The sequence below is a fragment of the Candidatus Zixiibacteriota bacterium genome (assembly GCA_040753875.1).
In the GTDB taxonomy this organism is placed as follows: domain Bacteria; phylum Zixibacteria; class MSB-5A5; order GN15; family FEB-12; genus DATKJY01.
Genome location: JBFMDV010000036.1, coordinates 97,237 through 116,282, shown reverse-complemented (window position 1 = coordinate 116,282; position 19,046 = coordinate 97,237). Strand labels below are relative to the sequence as shown.

Genomic DNA, 19,046 nt, shown 5'->3' with positions numbered 1-19,046 from the left:
ATTCCTCGATTGTCCTTGTCTCACTCCTCAACTTCGTGTACTTTGTCATCGGCGTATCCTTTCGTGGGTCGTGCTTCTACACGACCGCTTCGGTTTTGAGTTCACCGAAAGGCTACGCTACTTTTTTATCAATTTCCACACCTTTTGAAATTAACTCGGACAATGCGTCTGGCCTTCAGTTCATGAAACGCGGGTAGCGCTATGTGTTGAGCCATTTTTCCGCTCCTTGATACCGGCCACAATATACTCTGTCCGGCCGCCGAACAGCAAGCCTAACAGATTGTTTGACTTGGGCTTTGCGGGGAAGTATATTCGCGCTCACTATGACAAATTACGCGGGAGTCTGTCCATGAAACCGCTCACTGTTTCCGCCGCCCATGGTGTCAAACTGTCCTGCAAGAGCTGGCATCAGGAGGCGGCGCTTCGGATGCTCAATAACAATCTCGACGAGGATGTCGCAGAAAAGCCCAAAGAGTTGATCGTGTACGGCGGCTCGGGTAAGGCGGCCCGAAACTGGGACTGCTACCATGCCATAGTCAAATCTCTTCAGACTCTTGAAAACGACGAAACATTGCTGGTCCAATCGGGAAAACCGGTCGGTATTTTCCAGACATTCGAGCATGCCCCGAGAGTACTGATAGCCAACTCGCATCTGGTGCCGAGGTGGGCCACCTGGGAGAAATTCCGGCAACTTGAGAAGCTGGGGCTCATTATGTATGGCCAGATGACCGCCGGAAGCTGGATATATATCGGGACGCAGGGGATACTTCAGGGGACGTACGAGACCTTTGCCGCCGTGGCGGACAAGCACTTCAAGGGGGACCTCACCGGGCGCTGGATTCTGTCCGGAGGCATGGGGGGCATGGGGGGCGCTCAACCACTGGCCGGGACCATGAATGGCGCCTCGGCGCTCGTGGTGGAGGTCGATGAGGCCCGGATCAACCGCCGGCTTAAGATTGGTTACTGCGATGTTAAGGTGAAGCATCTGGACAAAGCGCTCAAGCTTATCAAAGAGCACACCAAGTCGGGCGAGCCGCTCTCGATAGGCCTGGTGGGGAATTGCGCGGAAGTGTTCCCGGAGATATTCCGGCGGGGGATCATTCCGGATATCGTGACTGACCAGACTTCAGCGCACGACGAACTCAATGGGTATATACCGGACGGTCTGACCGTGGCCGAGGCTGACCGGCTTCGCAAGGCTGATCCAAAGTCGTATATGAAGCGGGCGTATGAATCAATGGTGAAGCACTGCGATGCCATGATCAAGTTTCAGCAGGCCGGTTCGGTGGTATTCGACTACGGCAATAACATCAGGGGCCAGGCGGAGATCGGCGGTCTCAAGAATGCGTTTGCCTTCCCTGGGTTCGTGCCCGCCTATATCCGCCCTTTATTCTGTGAAGGGAAGGGGCCGTTCCGGTGGGTGGCGTTGTCCGGTGAGCCGGCTGACATCCATGTCACCGATGAGATCATCCTCACCAAGTTTGCCTATAACAAACCACTCGTGCGCTGGATACAGAAAGCGCATGAGAAAGTGCCGTTCCAGGGGCTGCCGGCCCGGGTCTGCTGGCTCGGCTACGGCGAACGGGCGGAGTTCGGCGCGATCATCAACGACTATGTCAAACGAGGGAAGATCAAGGCGCCGATCGTTATCGGACGTGACCATCTGGATTGCGGCTCGGTGGCGTCACCCAATCGTGAAACCGAAGGGATGCTCGACGGCTCCGATGCTATCGCCGACTGGCCACTGTTGAACGGGCTGCTCAACTGCGCTTCCGGAGCGAGCTGGGTCTCTATTCACCATGGTGGCGGAGTCGGCATCGGCAACTCGATACATGCCGGCATGGTCATTGTGGCAGATGGTTCCAAGGAGATGTCTGTCCGCCTGCAGCGCGTGCTTACCAATGACCCCGGGACCGGCATCATGCGTCATGTCGACGCTGGCTACAAGGACGCTACCGGTTTTGCCCGGAAGCACAAAGTTAAGATCCCCATGCTCAAGTAGGGCGTAGCCTGTATATGTCCGCCACGTCACCGGCTTCACTGCTGATCACTAACATCGGTCAGCTCATTACGATGCAGGGAGCATCCCCTCGCATTGGCCCGTCGATGAACGATCTGGCTATAGTCACAAACGCGGCTATCGCTGCACGTGATGGCATGATAGTCGGGGTGGGGTCGATGAACGCAGTGAAGTCGTCGATCACCTTGCAGGCTGATGCGGTCGTTATCGATGCCGGCGGTGCGGTGGTAACGCCGGGGCTGATAGACCCGCATACGCATCCGGTCTTCTCGACCACCCGCGAAGATGAATTCGAAATGCGCCTCCAGGGCAAATCGTACATGGAGATAGCCCGGGCCGGCGGCGGTATCAGACGCTCCGTACGGGATCTTCGCAAGACCTCTGCCGAAACGCTGCTTGAGAAAACCAGGTGTCGGCTGGATCGGTTTCTCGAACACGGAGTGACCACCATCGAGGCGAAATCAGGCTACGGCCTTTCCACCGAATCCGAACTCAGACAGCTCGAAGTGATCGCCGAACTGAACCACACGCACCCGATCGACATTGTGCCGACTTTTCTGGGAGCGCACGAATTCCCCGATGAATATCGTCAGAACCGCGAGGAGTATGTTCGGCTCCTTATCGAAGAGATGCTCCCGGCTGTGGCGAAACGGAAGCTGGCTCTGTTTTCGGACGTGTTCTGTGAGGAAGGGGTGTTTGATAATGAGCAGTCGCGGCGAATTCAGTCGGCAGCACGGTCGCTGGGGCTGGGGATCAAATTTCACGCCGATGAACTGGAAGGCACCGGCGGCGCCGAGTTGGCTGCCTCTCTGGGGGCCATCTCCGCGGACCATCTGATTCATGTTTCAGAAAACGGTATACATGCGCTGGCCGGTTCCGGCACCATGGCCGTGTTGCTTCCGGGGACCAGCTTTTCATTGGGGGCCCGGCACTTTGCCCCGGCACGCAAGATGATTGAATCGGGCGTGGCGGTGGCGTTGTCGACTGACTGCAATCCCGGCTCGAACTACTCCGAATCTCTTCCCATGATGATATCGTTCGCGGCTGTGCATTATCGCATGACGGCTGCAGAAGCGCTATCGGCGGTGACGGTCAATGCGGCCTGTGCGGTCGGTCGAGGCGGCAAGATCGGAATCCTGGCCGCAGGACTTCCGGCGGATATGGTCATCTGGGATATGGACGATTACCGGGAACTGCCGTATCATTATGGTGTGAATCTGGTGAAGAGTGTCATTAAGAATGGAAAAGTGGCGCATTCCCGATAGGCTGGGGGAACAGTCGGCATGGTTGCGGGTGTAACGACTATGAGGCGGATCTTCCGGGCCATGATGATCTTTCTTCCGTTGCTTCTTTCCTGTGGCGTGTACACGTTCAACCCCAAGGGAAAATCAGATATCAAGACGATCGCGGTGCAGCCGTTCGATAACAAGACGCCAGAGTTCGGACTCACCGACCGGTTGACCGAGATCGTTGTCGATGCCTTTATCGCCGACGGCACGCTCAAAGTGGTTTCGGCGGCCAACGCCGACGCGCTGCTGACCGGAACGCTTGTTCGCTATGAGCGGGTGGCCAGCGTGTACGATACGTCCGATATCGTTCAGCAATACAAAGTGATCATGAGCTTCGATGTAGCGTTGCAGAATCCCAAGGACCAGACGGATATGTGGAAAGAGCAGTTCACACAGGAGGGGCCGTATGAGGCTGCCACCCAAACCGAAGAGGATGGCCAGAAGCTGGCTGGAAAGCGGCTGGTCGAGGCCGTTCTGAACAAGACAACCAAGTCGTGGTAGGCCGCTGTGAAACTGATAAACGTTGACAGTCCAAACCGCTCCAGCTATACTCGAAAAAAAGGCGGATCTATGAATATCAGCAGTCGGCTTCCCGCGTGGTATAGTGTTGTTGTAGTTATCCTGATGGTCGCGGTGGCTTGCGGACCGGCAACGGGTGCCAACGCCAACGTGGGGACCAGTTCGTTCCCGTTCCTGAAAATAAACGTGGGCGCCCGTGCGATCGGCATGGGGGGTGCGTTTACCGGGCTGGCCGATGATGAGGCCTCGGTATATTACAATCCTGCCGGCATAACCTCGGTGTTGACCAATCGGTATATGCTCGAATACCACAACTACTTCGTCGATATGCAGTCGGGTGTTGTGGGCCTGGTTCATCCGATGAGCGGGTCGAAGTTTATGGCTCTGCATCTCAATTACCTCAATTACGGAGATTTTACTCAGACGAATCTGGCGGGTGATGTCACCGGAACATTCAGCGGTGGTGACTTGGTGCTGGCTGGGACGTTGGCCATGAAATATCGTGAAGCCTACGCGTTCGGCGCCACGGCCAAACTCATCTACGAAAAAGTCCAGAGCTTCTCGGCTACCGGTGTGGCAGTTGACCTGGGTGCCAAATGGACGGCCAATCGCGGGCGCTATAGCGCCGGAGTGATGATACAGAATCTGGGTGTTCAGTTGTCCGGACTGGGCGATGACAAAGACAAACTTCCGATGATGTTCCGGGCAGGCGGCGCGGCCAAACCGCGCGGTCTGAATACCATTTTCAGCGGTGATGTGCTGGTGCCGGTCGACAACGACCCGGCTGTCGCGATAGGGGCAGAGTATCTACGGCTGAAGCCGATCTACCTGAGGCTTGGTTACAACAGTTTCGGGACCAACTATCGGGCGCAGAATTCCGATGACAATTGGGCGGGGCTTTCGCTGGGTGTCGGGTTCGATGTCAAGAGGATGCAGATATCCTACGCTTACACACCGGCCGCCGATCTGGGAGAGAGCCATCGTATTACCTTGACAGGAGGGCTCTGACATGACGGCGATGCGAACCTCACGACACCTTGGCCTGTATCTCGTGATAGGTATCGGCCTGATCGCCGGCTGCACCGGCAGTGACCCCACCGAAGGTGACCCGCGCCAGGTGGTGATATCGTTCTTCGGCGCCATGGAGAAGAACGACCAGGCGACCTTGGCGCATCTTCTGGACTTAGCATCCCTCATGAAAAATATCGATCAGGACTATGCGTTCCAAACCGACAGCCCGCGGGTGTTCCGCAATCCAAAGGACGTGCTTGACGACCTGACCGACAACGGCCTGACCAAGCGGCGGTGGTTTTCATATCAGCGAATAGTGAATGAGGCGCAGGTTTCGCCCGATGCCGCGACGGTCGAGGTCACGTTTGTCGACAAGGAAGCGTCCAAGGGGTACCGCACGTTTTTCGGACTGCACAAGGTGAACGACAAGTGGAAGATCTACAGTTTCAAGACTGTCGAGGAGCCCAGGCAGTAGTGCGCGCGATCGCGCACGCGATCGGTGCCCTCTTTATAGTATCGCAATTCCTTTCCGGCTGCTCCATGTCAAGCGACAAATCCTCCGTGCCGCACGTAACAGTCGAGCAACTCCATCAGAAGGCGAACTCTGACCATGAAATCTATCTGCTTGATGTCCGGACTGAACCGGAGTTCCTGACCGAGAGATTGCAATTCGCCGACGAGCGGATTCCGTTCGATAGTCTTGGTGCTTCGCTGGATCTTCTGCCTGCCGACAAGAACGCGGAGATATATACATTCTGTCGCAGTGGCCGCCGAAGCGCTATTGCGGCCGGGTATCTGAGATCGGTCGGCTATACGCGGGTGTTTAATGTCGAGGGGGGAATCAACGCCTGGAAAGCGGCCGGCTACGAGACGGTCTCAGGCAGGTAGAATAGCCTCATTTTCATTGTTGTTGACCCCTTTTCCCGCCGATATCTATACTGAGTCGGCCCATGAAACAATTTCTGATCATAAATATCGCGTTACTGCTGTCGGCAGGGCCTGCTCTTGCCTTGGACTCGGCTTCAGTTAGTCCTGAGCGGTTTGGGATCGCTTGCCTGACGGACTACCTCAACCTGAGGCCTGATGACATCTCGTTCCGAAAGGACTATACCGAACCGGATTCGCTGCGGTTGCGGGTAGTTGCCGACCTGATGCAGCGTCCGCTCGACATGATCGATCATGCCGGAACGTTTCGCGGGGCGTACGCCAAGGGGCAGCCGGAGATCGCGGCAGGAATTCTGTTCCGCGACATGGCCGGGGAATACCAGAGTGGCCGTTCCAAACCGTATCGGGCGGATGGCTCGGAAGTCCAGCGAAAGTATACGCTCTACTATACCAACTTGTACCTCAACCAGCTTCTCACGCAAGCGGCGACATATCTCGATGTCATATTCCCGCGATCGACTGAGATGTCTTTGGCGCTGCTGACGGCCAGGCAGAAGAGTTTTCTGCGCAATGAATTCAAGAGCTTGGTCACCATGGATGAAAGGGAGGAGTTCATGTCGGCGGAGCAATTGGACTCAATCGAGAAGGCTCAGGAGCAATACACCGACAGCTTTGCGGTGTTCGGTCCCCGTATCGACAAGGATCCGATCGTGGCCGCCGGTATCGACTGCCTGCGTGAGCTTTTACTTCAGTTGACCGAGCTTCGTTCATATCTCGACAGCTCCAAAGGGGCGGCTGAGCGGATGGTGAAGCCGAGCGGCTTCATTCCAACTGAAGTCAAGACCGACCTGTATCTGGGCAAGCAAAAGGGTTGGGCCGTAGGAGGGGCGGGTGATGATATCTACAAAGGGGATTTTCAGTTCATTCTCGATCTTGGTGGTAACGACAGCTACGAACTCACCTACGATCCGGCCCATCCGCACGGTGTTATCATCGTGGATCTGAGCGGTAACGACCGCTATATCGCGAAGACCGATTACACGCTTGGCTCCGGTTGTTTCTCGGTCGGGCTGTTGCTTGATTTCGGCGGTGACGACCAGTACAGCGCCAGGTCGTTCGGTCTCGGGTCCGGCTATTATGGGTTTGGACTTCTGTATGATGCCGGCGGCAATGATCGGTACGACGGCGATACGCACGTGCAGGGGGCCGGGACATTCGGGTTGGGTCTGCTTATTGATGAGTCCGGCCGGGACATCTATAACGCCGCAGTGTATTCGCAGGGGTTCGGTTTCGTACAGGGGCTGGGTGCGATCTATGAGCTGGATGGGTCCGATTCTTACTACGCCGGCGGCAAATACAAAGATAATCTCAGATTCCGCGATCATTACCTGTCGCTGTCGCAGGGATTCGGCTACGGAATTCGCCCCACACTCTCCGGCGGGATCGGCGCGATTGTCGATTTGAAGGGGTCCGACACCTATTACTCGGATATCTTTGCCCAGGGAGCCAGCTACTGGTGGTCGCTGGGCATCCTGTACGACTCATCGGGCAATGACAGTTATCAATCGTTCCAATACGCACAGGGTGCGGCCACGCACATGACGCTTGGCGCGCTGATCGATGATTACGGGAACGACGTCTATTTCGGCAAACGGCTGATGCATGGCTGCGGGCACGATTATTCCTGCGGGCTGATTCTCGACCGTCACGGTAACGACACCTATACGGCGTACGACTTGTCGCAAGGAGCCGGTTCGGCCAATGGCGTGGGAATCCAGATAGACAATGAGGGGGAGGACCGGTATCTCGTCAAAGACACCGTCAATACCCAGGGATTTGGTGATAGCCGCCGCGACTTCGGCTCGATCGGCCTCCTCATTGATCTCGGCGGCGCCGACCAGTACAACGGACATGGTCGGAACAACGCCTTCTGGAAAACAGCATCGAAATGGGGGGGCGGCATGGATATCGAAGAGACGCCAAAGGATACATTGGCGACGAGGCCATAGGCGATGAAGAAAGTGATTGGTGCCGCCTCTCTTGTGGTGATATTTCATGTAGTGCTTTCGCTGCCCGCGGCGGCGCAACGGCCACCCCAGAACCGGGTGGACTCGCTGTTTTTGATCGCGTCATCGGGCGAGGTCAAATTCCGCGAAATGGTGCAGCCCGCAATCGACTCCCTGGCCGCCATGGGTGCTGAGGCAATGCCAGTGCTGGTGGCTAAGCTGAATACGAAATCGGCTCGTGATCGTGTGACGCTCATGCAGATAGTCAAGAAAATGGGGAAGCCCGCCACGCCTTTCCTGGTGACGGCGCTGAAACAGGCGGATGGTCTGGCGGTCGAACGGGCCTGTATGGGGCTGGGGGAGGTCCTCGACTCCGCCGCGGTGCCGGCTCTTAACGATATCACCGCCCATAAGCGGTGGCAGGTCCGCGAACAGGCTCTGGGTGCGCTTGGGAAAATAAAAGACAGTCGTGCAGAGGATGTGGTCGTGCAGAGGCTTTCGGACTCGATCGGGCTGGTCCGCAAGTCCGCTGCGGTTGCCTGTGGGCAATTGCGCATGAACGGTGCGATACATATGTTGGTTCATATGCTGGGTGATGATTTCTACGGAGCGCGCCTTTCGGCCGCTGCCGCCCTGTGCTCCCTCGATACCGCTACTGTAGTGCAGGCGGTCGTGGATTCGTTGGAATCCCCGAATCCACAGGCCGGTAATCTCGGCTGCGAACTGCTCGGTAAGCTCGGCACCGAACCTGCCCAGGAGGCGCTGTTGTACCAGACACAAGCAAAGGATCCCAGCCGACGCGCCCACGCCGCACTGGGATTACTCCAGGCGGACCCATCGGACCGCTGCGGTTATCAGGAAACGTACTTCATGCTCGAATCTGACCGGCTTGTCCGACTGAAAATCGAATCTGCCATCGCGAATCGTTCCCATGGCCGACCGTGAACTCGGCTCCCGACTGGATGCCCTCAAGCGTCACCTTGTGACCTCCCCGATACCAGCGCGGAAACCATCGGTGTCATCGCGCTATGAAAAGCTGGCCGAAAGTCTCGGTGCCGAGTTGGTATCAACCGGAGCCGGGACGTTCTGCTCCGTCAAAACAACCTATCCCGATCATTACTGTCATGGGCGAGTGACGCTCGGCGATCTTGCCGGTGCTCCCCTCATGGCGATGTCATCGTTCAGCGCCGATGAAACCGAGGGGATGGTCGACTCCGGCACCATGCTCTTTGTTGACACCGAGACGACCGGCTTGGGCGGAACCGGGGCAGTACCGTTTCTGGTCGGTTTCGGTTCATCGACGCCCGAGGGGTTTGAAATACGACAGTACCTGATCCCTGATTACCCCGATGAAGCCGGCATGCTCGAAGTTCTCATGAACGAGTTTGCTCCCGACAAGACCCTGGTCAGTTACAACGGGGCGGCGTTTGACCTGCCGCTATTGAACGACCGGGTTGTCATCAATAGAGTTGCGCGGACAGTTCCGCAGCTCCGCCATCTCGATCTCCTGCACGGCACGCGGCGATTGTTCAAACGTCGATTGCGGGATTGTTCGCTGGTGAATATCGAGCGGGAGATTTTCGATTTCTATCGCCCCGACGATATTCCCGGCTATCTGATCCCATCGGTTTATTTTTCATGGCTGGCCGAGGAGTCGTTGGCGTTACTGCCCAAAGTACTCGAGCACAATCGCCTTGATATCGTCAGTCTGTACTTCCTGGCTCACTTGCTCGATGATGTGTTTCAAAGCGAAGGGGAGCGTCTGGTTGAGGTCGACGATATGCACTCGCTTGCCCGTGTCTACGGTCGGCGTCGCCGGCTGGACAAGGTTATCGAGATCGGCATGAAGCTCGAAGTATCCTCCAATGACGGGTTACCGACCGATATTCAGTTGTATCATTCACATGCATTCAAGCGGAGTGGCTGTTGGCCGGAAGCGGTCGATATCTGGGAGCGACTTGCGGTTCGTGAGGGTCGCGAAGCATACTGGGCGAACCTTGAACTTGCCAAGTATTTCGAGCACGTTCGGCCCGACCTTACGCAGGCGCTCCACTACGCACGGGCCGCACAACGGGCGTGCCCATATGGGAAACATCACCTCGATCAGCTTGACCGTCGCGTCAATCGTCTCATGGCCCGGCTCGGCCAATAATACACCCTGACTCCCACCGTTTCGCCGCTCAAAGAAGTCGACATTCGTCCGATATATTGGATGACTGGGCTCGACTATGAAAAACGACGTTATCACCAAGATCCTCGCCGAGCACAAGGACCTGTTGTCGCTGCCACAGACGCTTTCGGAAGTGCTCCGGGTGGCCCGCGACGAGAAAGCCTCAGCCAAGGAGCTGGCCAATGTCCTGATGAAGGACCCGGCACTGACCGCCAAGGTGCTTCGAATCGTCAACTCTCCGTTCTACGGCGTTGGCCGGGTTGTGGGGACCATGACACAGGCAGTGGTGACACTCGGGACCCGCACCGTCACGGCGCTCGCCCTGTCGACCTCGGTATACAAGATCAGCGACCAATGGAAAACATCGATCGATCGGATCCGCTTCTGGCGCCACTCGCTCGAAGTGGCCATCGCGGCGCGGCTGATAGCCGAGACCTCGAAATACCCCCATCCTGAAGAAGCTTTCGTTGCCGGCCTGCTGCATGACCTCGGTATTTTGATCCTTGAAAGCGCATTTGCGGACAAATATCGAGAGGTCTGGAAGCGGGCGCAGAAAGAGGGTTCACTTTCCGAGTGGGAGGATGAGCAGTTCGGGACCAATCACGCGCGCGTGGCGCAATTTCTTCTGGAGCAGTGGCGAATACCACAGCCTGTCTGCGAAGCAGTAGGGCACCATCATGCGCTGTTTCCACCGCACGAACAGGGACAGGAACACGCCTTGGACCAGATCGTGTCGCTGGGGAACCAGATCTCGCGGTTCGCCATCGTGGAGAGAATCTGCAAAGATCCCGTAGAGACCATCACGTCGCGGCAAACGCTGCGAGACAACCTCTGTCTTACTCAGGAACAACTCACCCAGATCGAGCAGCAGTTGTTCTCGCGGACGGTCGAGGAAGCACGGTATTTGGAAATGGAAGTCGGGACAGTCGATGACCTGCTCGCTGAGGCAAATCGACTGTTGTTCCAGCAGTACATGACGGTCGAGAATCTGCTGTGCGAAAACCGACGCATGCAGCAGCAGATCGCCAAGGACCAGATGAAGAAACTGGCGCTGGAATCGGTCAAGACCATCACGGCGACGATCAACCATTATATGAACAACGCGACGGCCACCATTCTCGGTCGCGCCCAGCTCGTCGAGTATGCTATCAAAAGCGGGCAGGTGCGGGATGTCGACGGCTCACTGGCGATGGCGATGCACGTGATAACCGGCGGCGTGAATACGATCAGCGCGGTGATGGAAGAGCTTCAGAATCTGGCCAGTTTTGAAACCACCGTCTATCATGCCGAGACGCACATTATCGATCTGGAAAACCGCCTGAAGAAACAACTGACCAAGCTGCAGGAAACTGTTTCATCGCCTTCTGGACGACAGCCCGAGACGGTTGGGACATAGAAGAGCGAACGCTCAGCGCTTTTCGTCGATGACGATCGAGCTGTTGGAGCCCACCAGCAGTAGAGAATCCCCCCCCTTGCCAATTGTCAGAACCGCCGCCTTGGATGTTCCCTGGCCAATCACCTTGAGCGGCATAAAACTCCGGATATCACCAAACACCGTGCGGGCGTCGACGAACAGGTCGGCCGTCGACGGTACGCTGACGTTGATGTTGCCGAAAGTCGTGCGTATCGACGAAGTGCCGCCGAGAGCCCGGTCAAGCGCCACGATAACATTGCCGTTCTGATTGACCAGATTGACCGGACCTCGCAGGTCTTCGGCCATGATCTGGCCAAACTTGTTGCTGGCCGAAAGCATGCCGCCGATCTCCGATAGTTGAATGGCCGAGTTGCTGTTCTCCACCGTTACGGACCCATCGACATTATGAATGCTCACCGGCTGGAAGGCGTTCGAGGCGCGCACGTTGCCGGAGATGTCGGCGATCTCGACCGGGCCGAGCGTGTTGGTGATTTTTACATCCCCGACGTGATCAGAAATGCTGACCTGGCCCGAATTGGTGATGGTGGCCTTGCCGCGACAATCGGAAACCACCACTGTTCCATAGGCGTTCTCGATCGTGACGTCTCCGCGTATGGTGGCCACGGTCACTGGAGCGTAGGCGGTCTTTATTGAAATCGGCCCGGAGGCCTCGTATATCGACGCGGCCCCCATGGTGGTCGCGGCCGTCACGCCCCCCTTGATCTCCGAAATGTCGAGGGACGAATAGCTGCCCTTGACACGCACACCGTTCTGGAGCTCGGTAATGGTAACGTTGCCGTAGCTGTTTTCACAGACGACATAGTTGCGCGCGGGTACGGAGACGACGAGGCGTGAGTTGAGAACGCGCAGAGAGCGGGATCTGTCGCTCGGGATAGTCGCCCGAATGTCGTACCCTTTGTCGCTGGAAGTGACTTCAAGCCGGGTGCCCGCCAGGAACTTCTTTTCCACCGTCCTGGATTCGCCGGAGACCTCGATCGACAGCTCGGCGGCGATCTGCTGACCTTCGGAGCCCTGGACCTCGACATCTCCCATCCGGCTGAAGATAGCGATGGGGAGTCGATCCGAATCGACCGTCACATTGGCCGTCAGCAGTTTCGACTGTCCAACCTCGCCGGGTGCGAGCGGCGTGCCGACCGGCGCGTAATCTACATCCGGGGGTGTGGGAGGCTCTGGGACGGCAAAGCCGACTTCTGGATGCTCCGGCGCTTTGGTGCTGTCCTCGGTCAGGACAACTTTGGCGTACACACGGGGCCTCGGCGCGGAAGGGTCCGATTGCACGTAGTAAATAGTGCTGCCATCGGGTGCGGTCTCCCACCTGACTTGTATCCCTTCCAGCACACTTCTGACATACTCTTCTATCGCCGCAAGCTGGACGTTATGCGAAACCAGCTTCTGTTCCATTTCATCCAGCAACAGCCGGCGTGTGGAACTCATCTCACGGCGAAGACCCCGCACCAGGTAAAACAGCTTCACCGGATACACTGTCTTCGATTCCTGAATCTCAGTCTCGAGCTTTTGAAGTTCGGTCTCGCTCTTCAAAAGGTCGGCGGATAGCTGTTCGGGCTCGGACGCATAGGTGCCGTTGTCGATTCGGCCGGCGAGAGCACTGAGCTGATCCTGGTACTGCCTGAGGATCTTGTCGTTGTACTCTTCCAGATATTCCTGGTAGTCGGCGGTCAGGTCCCGGAGTTCCTCCAGCAGGTCGGCGTATTCCTCGGCCAACTCTCTCGATTCGCGGCTTAGTACGATGGCCTTCTTATTTTGCGGCTTGGAGTTTTCGATATTCGGGGGGAGGGCGGTCTGAGCAGCAGCGAGGTTGGCCAGAAGAACTGTGACAACAAGTGCGATGAACCCTGCACGTTCGGATTCAGTTCTGGTTCTACTACTTCTCACTGTACGCAACCCTTTGACCAATGCTATTGCTGCCAGTCCCATGGATGTTCACAACACGCAGAATCCATTCTCAAATCTAATATACCTTTCGTCAAGCGTTCTTCCCGTGGAGTTCATCTGGTACCATTGATACAATCCCACAGGGCAGTCTTCATCAATCTCGTTTACGAATCTCCGACGTGGGTTGTTTCGTATATTCCCTGCACAACGTCAAGCAAAACAAAAGGTTATGCGACCGGCCTGCGGCCTGTTCGGGGGGAAGATTTGGGCATTTTGGAGATGTCGCACCGACTTTTCTGATGGCGGCTGATGCTGCTCCGTAAGTTCTTGCTGTGCATTACATTGCAGAAGACGGTATCAGTGCGGGAAGAAAAGGGCGCCAAAATCCTGGAGGAAATGTGCGATAATACAAGGCCACAGCCGCCCGGTATGAATGAACAGTAGTGAGAACATGACACCATAGACCGTGATGACAATGAAGCCGGGAATTCCCTGGTATGCGTGGCAAGCGCCAAAGGCAACCGCCGACAGGATGGTCGGGACGAGCCAGTTCTTGAAACGCCCCAGCAGGCGAAGCCGTGTCATCAGGTACCCACGAAAGGCCACTTCTTCACAGAACCCAGCCGTGAGGGCTACCACCACCCAGACAACTTTCCCTGCAGCGTCCTTTGGGATCAGCATGCCCACCTCGCCGGGCATCGGCAGACCGACCTGACCCAGCCCCCAGGCAAGGCCGGATAGAATGAGGTTGGCAGCCAATAAAAATGCCACCGCCCACAGCAGGTCAACTAGTCGAAGCCTGCCGAGGCCAATTCCGGTAAGGCCGGTCCCCTCGCGAAATATCGAAACATAGTTGAGCAGGAAGATGACCCATTGGAATACCACAGTCGTGACCAGAAGAACCATCAGCACGCCAGGAGTCAGGTTACGAAGTAACTCCCTGGGATCCCCACCCGCGCCGAGGAACGAGACGCCCGGATAGAGCAGCAGCAAGAACACCAGCGAGGCGTAAGTCAACCGCGAGACGCGGAACTGCTCGTTGCCGGATTCGAACTTGAACAACTCGTATGGCGTCGTCGGGTAGCTTGCCGTCCCCGGCAACGGGTAGACGGTCTCACGCTCGTAACGGGACTGCTCCATGGCTATCGGTCCAAACCTGCTATGAACGTCTGCATCTTACTATCATCGGCCATTTTTCTCTCTCATCAAGCGTCCGCCGAATATACGCCAATTCATACACTGGCGATGGGCAAAAGTCGTACCCTTTTGCACCCCACAAATTTGAAGTGATTCACGTGAGACGCCCAGATCATATCCCTGCCAGAATCACATGACCCCCATGTGGTAGCGCGACAAGGTCTTCACTCGATAGCTTGCCTAAGAAAGAAACTCGACCCGGTTTCCCGGACTCCTTAATACCTGCGAAGGGGATGGATTGGTGGTTACGAAAAGGCGAATCGTCTATCAGAATTGGCGGGTGGAGACGGCGTCCCACGCCCCGCAAGCGCCAGAGGTTCTCTCCCTTGAGATACTGTCCGAAAGGCTGGCGTTCACCGGCACGGCAGACAGTGAAAGTGCCAGGACGGCGAGAATCACCCTGGCGGTGCGGCAGGCGCTGACCACTCTTACTGAGGATGAGTCAGAATTCATCTACAAGTTCCATTTTGAGGGGATCACGTACCGTGAGATGTCTGAATTAACCGGACGGCCGGTCCACAAACTCGAAGCGCTGCACCATCGCGCGATCCGAAAGCTCAGAACAAAACTGGCAAGATTCGTTGAAGACGAGTTCGGGCTGCGGCGGGTTGAAACCGGTCGAAGCTGCTTGATCTGTTCATCCGGTCGTCGGAAGGAAATCGACGAGTTGATAGAGTCGCGCGGCCCGTGCGACACCTGGAAGCCGGTGATTCGCGCCATTCGCGATCGCTTCGGACTGCGGATTAAGACGCCGCAGCAATTGATCGGGCACGAGAAGTATCACTGAGCGACCCCTCACCCCAACCCTCTCCCCTGAGCGGGGAGAGGGGGAAACGGTACAAATCGGTAACATGGCTTACAGAATAGACCGGGAAAATGGTTTACACGCTGGGTGGCCCACCCGCTCGCGGGTGGGTTTGTGTAGGGAGATGACTCCCGCACCACTCGGAACCCCTCACCCCGACCCTCTCCCCTCTGAGGGGAGAGGGAGAACAACCTCGTGGTTTGAGGTTAGTCCGGTTGCGCCCTGGTGAGCGCAGTCGAACCACGAACAGAGCAATATGACCACAAGACAAGGAGAAAGAGCATGAATGATCAGCAAGAGCAAAATGCCAAGATTCGCGGCGAGCATTGCCTCAATATCGCCGTCTCATACGAACTCAAGGCGCGGCTGAAAGCGTTGGCGAAGAAGTATGATCGAACGACCGCGGATATGGTGCGGGCGGTGATCCGGATCGGGATTCCAATGATGGAGGGGCTGTCCGAGGCGGAAGAGGTGATGGTGAAGGAGTACATCCAGTTGTTCCGCAGGCTGCGACAAGTGAAAGCGCTGAAGGAGGTGTAGGCGGCAGCAAGGCAGTCCTGTCGATGGGTGACGCACAGCCGTCGGCCTGAGCGAAGTCGAAGGCTTGCTGTGCGATTCGGTATTTCATTATCCGAAGAACACATTTCAAACGTCACAATCCCACAGCAAGCTGTGGGGCACCCAGGCAAACGGTGTGGTACCCCTAAGACAAGTCATTGCGAGGCGTTTCGCCGAAGCAATCTCGTTTTGCGGCGAAGAGGGGAATTCGAGATTGCTTCGCCGCCGCGCAACGCGCCGTCTCGCAATGACTCGTCACCCAAGCATCAGCATCTTGCAAGAGTCACCATGACGTCGGGTTTCTCCATTCGTCACGTCAAGCGCGTGACTCGCTTCGGAACCCGACCTACCGGCAACCCAAAAAACCGCTTGAGTCACCCCGGCGTTCTTCGTATACTCCCGCCATCTTGTTTGGAAACAATTGCTTAGATGATTGCAGGAGTTGGACTTCCGGGTGTCCGACTGTAGCCTTATAGCAGAAGTATGTACGAGAAGCAACGAACTATCCAGCGCGAAATCTCACTGACCGGCATCGGTCTTCACACCGGCACCAACTGCACCATGATATTCAAGCCGGCCCCCCCGGATCACGGAATCTTATTTGTCCGCGCGGACCTTCCCGGCAAGCCCTCGGTCATCGCTGATATCGATCACGTGGTCGACATCTCCCGCGGCACCACATTGCAGCAGGGGGAAGCGAAGGTCTACACGGTCGAGCATGTGCTGGCGGCATTTGCCGGCCTGCAACTCGACAATATGATTGTCGAACTCGACGGTAACGAGCCGCCGGTTGGGGATGGCTCCGCCAAGCCGTATGTTGACAAGCTTCTGGAAGCCGGTATAGCCGACCAGGACGCCGACAAACAGTATCTCGAGATCGATACTCCCATGTCGTACAGCGAACCGGACCGACGGGTCGATCTGGTGGTGACGCCATCAAACGACCTGCGCATCACGTTTATGATCGATTACCAGAATCCGGCGCTGGGGACACAGTACACGACACTCGTAGACCTCGAGAAAGAATTTGTCGATGAGTTCGCTCCGGCTCGGACGTTCTGCTTCTTGTCCGAGGTAGAGATGCTCAAGTCGCATGGACTCATAAAAGGTGGCGGGCTGGACAACGCCGTGGTCATCTACGATTCTGACCTTGGGCAGATTGAGGTAGACCGCATTCGCCGCGCATTGAATCTCAAAGAACATGCCTTTGTCGGCAAGACCGGTATCATCAACGATATTCCGCTGCGGTTCTATAATGAGCCGGTGCGGCACAAGACGCTCGACCTGCTGGGGGATTTGTTTCTCATAGGTGTGCCGTTTAAGGGGCACGTGCTGGCGGGGCGTTCCGGTCACAAGGCGAACGTGGCGCTCGCGAGAAAAATGCGCGAGTTGTACAAGAAGAAGAAGATCGCCGGGCGGTACCGCGCCAATGGAACCGGGACGTTTCTCGATATCAACGCCATCATGAAAATCATGCCGCACCGGTATCCGTTTTTGCTGGTGGATCGGATCATCGACCTGGTGCCGGACAAGAACCTGACGGCTATCAAAAACGTGACTATCAACGAGCCGTTTTTCCAGGGGCATTTTCCCGGGCATCCGATCATGCCGGGGGTGTTGATACTGGAGGCAATGGCCCAGGCCGGCGGGGTGCTCTTGTTAAACGCGATCGAGCAGCCGGAAACGAAGCTGGTTTATTTTCTTTCGATTGACAACGCCAAATTCCGCAAGCCGGTTCTTCCGGGGGACCAGTTGCGTTTCGAACTGGAAATGCAGGCGTTCCGCCGAAACACGTGCAAGATGAGCGGACAGGCGTTCGTGGATGACAACCTTGTGGCAAGCGCCGATTTCATGGCCATGGTGATCGACCGATGAGTAATATCCATTCAACTGCGATAGTCTCTCCCAAAGCGCAGGTAGCCGATAATGTCACGATCGGGCCGTATACGATCGTGGAAGACAACGTGGTGATCGGTTCAGGATGCGCGGTGGCATCGAATGTGCTCCTGGCCGACGGCGCGGTTCTCGGCAATAACGTGCGGGTGTCGCACGGTGCGGTGATCGGCACACAGCCGCAGGATCTCAAGTTCGGCGGCGAGAAAACGAGCGCCGTGATCGGTGACGATACAGTGGTGCGGGAATATGTGACGATCAATCGCGGCACCAAGGCGCGCGGCGAGACGACACTCGGGACTAATTGTTTCATTATGGCGTACGCGCACGTGGCGCACGACTGCATTATCGGCAACAATGTCATCATGGCCAATTCGGTGAATCTGGCGGGACATGTGGAAGTCGATGAATACGCCATTCTGGGGGGCGTGCTGCCGGTGCACCAGTTTGTCAAGATCGGCGCGCACTGCATGGTCGGTGGTGGGTTTCGCGTGCAGCAGGATATCTGCCCGTACGCACTGGTGGCGGGGTATCCGCTGAAGGTGATCGGGATAAACTCGATCGGGCTTCGTCGACGGGGTTTTGCTGCAGCCACGATTGAGCAGCTGGAGCAGGCGTTCAAGATCCTGTTTTTCTCCGGTCTGAACACCTCGCAGGCGGTGGCGCGAATCCGCGGGGAGATCCAGATTGGTCCGGAGATCGAGCAAGTGCTCGGTTTTCTGGGCCGCTCCAATCGCGGCATCGTGAAATAGGCCTATCGGCCGTTCGGTCGCGGCCACGCGACGATATGAAAAAGACACTGCTGATACTCTGGTTGTTCACGCTGGCCATCCTTTTGTGGCAGGGAATCGAGGCATATCCAAAACTCCCGGACCCGATGCCCTGTTCATTCGAATCTTCCGGCGAGCCGCGGGACTTTACGCCGAAGAGGAACTTCTTTGTGCTCTGGAGCATGGTGATTATCACGATGAATGTCATCGTGATGATTGTGCCGTGGCTGGGGCGGATCAAGCCAACACTTGTGAATGTCCCCAATAAAGAGTACTGGCTGTCGACGCCGGAGCGGAAGAGCCGATTCGTGGATCGTCTGACTGTCTTTGCACTCACCCTCGGTATCTTGCTCAACGGACTGTTTATTCTCATATTCGAGACTATTGCAAGCGCCGGTACCGCGGGCAGAAGCAGCGTTCCGGCGGCACTGTTCTGGATCATGGTGGGGCTTTTGTGTGTAGTTCCTCTGGTCGCGATGCTGACGATATTCCGGGTTCCGGTGGGGAATGATGCATAGGGCCGACTGGTATCGGCGCACAGCGCCGCAACGGCTCGTGTTTCGCACCGAGAGCAGGTTTCTACATAGGAGAAAAC

At 56.7% G+C, this 19,046-nt stretch carries 17 protein-coding genes; 15 read left to right on the top strand and 2 right to left on the bottom strand.

Annotated elements, in window-relative coordinates; all coding sequences use genetic code 11:
• Positions 1–349: 349 nt before the first annotated feature.
• The 10 genes from hutU (at position 350) to AB1644_13470 (ending at position 11,296) form a co-directional block, all read left to right on the top strand.
• Positions 350–2,002, top strand: a complete 1,653-nt coding sequence (gene hutU, locus AB1644_13515) for a urocanate hydratase (protein MEW6052066.1) — start codon at positions 350–352, stop codon at positions 2,000–2,002.
• 14 nt (positions 2,003–2,016) lie between these two features.
• Positions 2,017–3,285, top strand: coding sequence for an imidazolonepropionase (gene hutI, locus AB1644_13510; GenBank protein ID MEW6052065.1), 1,269 nt, complete (start codon positions 2,017–2,019; stop codon positions 3,283–3,285).
• Positions 3,286–3,324: 39 nt separating this feature from the next.
• Entirely contained in the window at positions 3,325–3,810 is a 486-nt protein-coding gene (locus AB1644_13505; GenBank protein ID MEW6052064.1) for an LptE family protein, read from the top strand.
• Positions 3,811–3,879: 69 nt separating this feature from the next.
• Entirely contained in the window at positions 3,880–4,836 is a 957-nt protein-coding gene (locus AB1644_13500; protein ID MEW6052063.1) for a PorV/PorQ family protein, read from the top strand.
• A 1-nt stretch (position 4,837) separates the two neighbouring features.
• Positions 4,838–5,314 (top strand): hypothetical protein, encoded by a 477-nt coding sequence (locus tag AB1644_13495; protein ID MEW6052062.1) that lies wholly within the window; start codon positions 4,838–4,840, stop codon positions 5,312–5,314.
• Positions 5,314–5,727 (top strand): rhodanese-like domain-containing protein, encoded by a 414-nt coding sequence (locus AB1644_13490; GenBank protein ID MEW6052061.1) that lies wholly within the window; start codon positions 5,314–5,316, stop codon positions 5,725–5,727. Before AB1644_13495 ends, AB1644_13490 begins: the two co-directional genes overlap by 1 nt.
• Before the next feature lie 62 nt (positions 5,728–5,789).
• Entirely contained in the window at positions 5,790–7,733 is a 1,944-nt protein-coding gene (locus AB1644_13485; protein MEW6052060.1) for a hypothetical protein, read from the top strand.
• 3 nt (positions 7,734–7,736) lie between these two features.
• Positions 7,737–8,675, top strand: coding sequence for a HEAT repeat domain-containing protein (locus tag AB1644_13480; protein MEW6052059.1), 939 nt, complete (start codon positions 7,737–7,739; stop codon positions 8,673–8,675).
• On the top strand, positions 8,662–9,882 hold the full coding sequence (locus AB1644_13475; GenBank protein MEW6052058.1) for a ribonuclease H-like domain-containing protein: 1,221 nt from the start codon (positions 8,662–8,664) through the stop codon (positions 9,880–9,882). The genes AB1644_13480 and AB1644_13475 overlap by 14 nt, the downstream gene beginning before the upstream one ends.
• A gap of 76 nt (positions 9,883–9,958) precedes the next feature.
• Positions 9,959–11,296: an HDOD domain-containing protein gene (locus tag AB1644_13470; GenBank protein ID MEW6052057.1), complete on the top strand. Its 1,338-nt coding sequence runs from the start codon at positions 9,959–9,961 to the stop codon at positions 11,294–11,296.
• Between the two features lie 12 nt (positions 11,297–11,308).
• On the opposite strand, the gene AB1644_13465 is transcribed toward AB1644_13470, so the two are convergent.
• A complete protein-coding gene (locus tag AB1644_13465) occupies positions 11,309–13,228 on the bottom strand; it encodes a DUF4097 family beta strand repeat-containing protein (GenBank protein MEW6052056.1) in 1,920 nt (639 codons plus the stop codon).
• A 357-nt stretch (positions 13,229–13,585) separates the two neighbouring features.
• Complete coding sequence (locus tag AB1644_13460; GenBank protein ID MEW6052055.1) at positions 13,586–14,368, bottom strand: type II CAAX endopeptidase family protein; 783 nt, start codon at positions 14,366–14,368, stop codon at positions 13,586–13,588.
• 298 nt (positions 14,369–14,666) lie between these two features.
• Between AB1644_13460 and AB1644_13455 the strand changes: the two genes are divergently transcribed.
• The 5 genes from AB1644_13455 (at position 14,667) to AB1644_13435 (ending at position 18,969) form a co-directional block, all read left to right on the top strand.
• The gene (locus tag AB1644_13455; protein MEW6052054.1) at positions 14,667–15,212 is read left to right on the top strand and encodes a sigma factor-like helix-turn-helix DNA-binding protein; all 546 of its coding nucleotides are present in this window, start codon (positions 14,667–14,669) and stop codon (positions 15,210–15,212) included.
• Between the two features lie 300 nt (positions 15,213–15,512).
• Positions 15,513–15,770 carry a hypothetical protein gene (locus AB1644_13450; GenBank protein ID MEW6052053.1) on the top strand — a complete coding sequence of 86 codons (258 nt, stop codon included), beginning with the start codon at positions 15,513–15,515 and terminating at the stop codon, positions 15,768–15,770.
• Between the two features lie 501 nt (positions 15,771–16,271).
• The gene (locus tag AB1644_13445) at positions 16,272–17,663 is read left to right on the top strand and encodes a bifunctional UDP-3-O-[3-hydroxymyristoyl] N-acetylglucosamine deacetylase/3-hydroxyacyl-ACP dehydratase (protein MEW6052052.1); all 1,392 of its coding nucleotides are present in this window, start codon (positions 16,272–16,274) and stop codon (positions 17,661–17,663) included.
• Positions 17,660–18,433 (top strand): acyl-ACP--UDP-N-acetylglucosamine O-acyltransferase, encoded by a 774-nt coding sequence (gene lpxA / locus AB1644_13440; GenBank protein ID MEW6052051.1) that lies wholly within the window; start codon positions 17,660–17,662, stop codon positions 18,431–18,433. The genes AB1644_13445 and lpxA overlap by 4 nt, the downstream gene beginning before the upstream one ends.
• Positions 18,434–18,468: 35 nt before the next feature.
• Positions 18,469–18,969 carry a hypothetical protein gene (locus AB1644_13435; GenBank protein MEW6052050.1) on the top strand — a complete coding sequence of 167 codons (501 nt, stop codon included), beginning with the start codon at positions 18,469–18,471 and terminating at the stop codon, positions 18,967–18,969.
• Positions 18,970–19,046: the final 77 nt, after the last annotated feature.

Coding starts and splice junctions, on each gene's coding strand:
- hutU (MEW6052066.1), top strand. CDS start 350: ATGAAACCGCTCACTGTTTCCGCCGCCCATGGTGTCAAACTGTCCTGC.
- hutI (MEW6052065.1), top strand. CDS start 2,017: ATGTCCGCCACGTCACCGGCTTCACTGCTGATCACTAACATCGGTCAG.
- AB1644_13505 (MEW6052064.1), top strand. CDS start 3,325: ATGAGGCGGATCTTCCGGGCCATGATGATCTTTCTTCCGTTGCTTCTT.
- AB1644_13500 (MEW6052063.1), top strand. CDS start 3,880: ATGAATATCAGCAGTCGGCTTCCCGCGTGGTATAGTGTTGTTGTAGTT.
- AB1644_13495 (MEW6052062.1), top strand. CDS start 4,838: ATGACGGCGATGCGAACCTCACGACACCTTGGCCTGTATCTCGTGATA.
- AB1644_13485 (MEW6052060.1), top strand. CDS start 5,790: ATGAAACAATTTCTGATCATAAATATCGCGTTACTGCTGTCGGCAGGG.
- AB1644_13480 (MEW6052059.1), top strand. CDS start 7,737: ATGAAGAAAGTGATTGGTGCCGCCTCTCTTGTGGTGATATTTCATGTA.
- AB1644_13475 (MEW6052058.1), top strand. CDS start 8,662: ATGGCCGACCGTGAACTCGGCTCCCGACTGGATGCCCTCAAGCGTCAC.
- AB1644_13470 (MEW6052057.1), top strand. CDS start 9,959: ATGAAAAACGACGTTATCACCAAGATCCTCGCCGAGCACAAGGACCTG.
- AB1644_13460 (MEW6052055.1), bottom strand. CDS start 14,368: ATGGAGCAGTCCCGTTACGAGCGTGAGACCGTCTACCCGTTGCCGGGG.
- AB1644_13450 (MEW6052053.1), top strand. CDS start 15,513: ATGAATGATCAGCAAGAGCAAAATGCCAAGATTCGCGGCGAGCATTGC.
- AB1644_13445 (MEW6052052.1), top strand. CDS start 16,272: ATGTACGAGAAGCAACGAACTATCCAGCGCGAAATCTCACTGACCGGC.
- lpxA (MEW6052051.1), top strand. CDS start 17,660: ATGAGTAATATCCATTCAACTGCGATAGTCTCTCCCAAAGCGCAGGTA.
- AB1644_13435 (MEW6052050.1), top strand. CDS start 18,469: ATGAAAAAGACACTGCTGATACTCTGGTTGTTCACGCTGGCCATCCTT.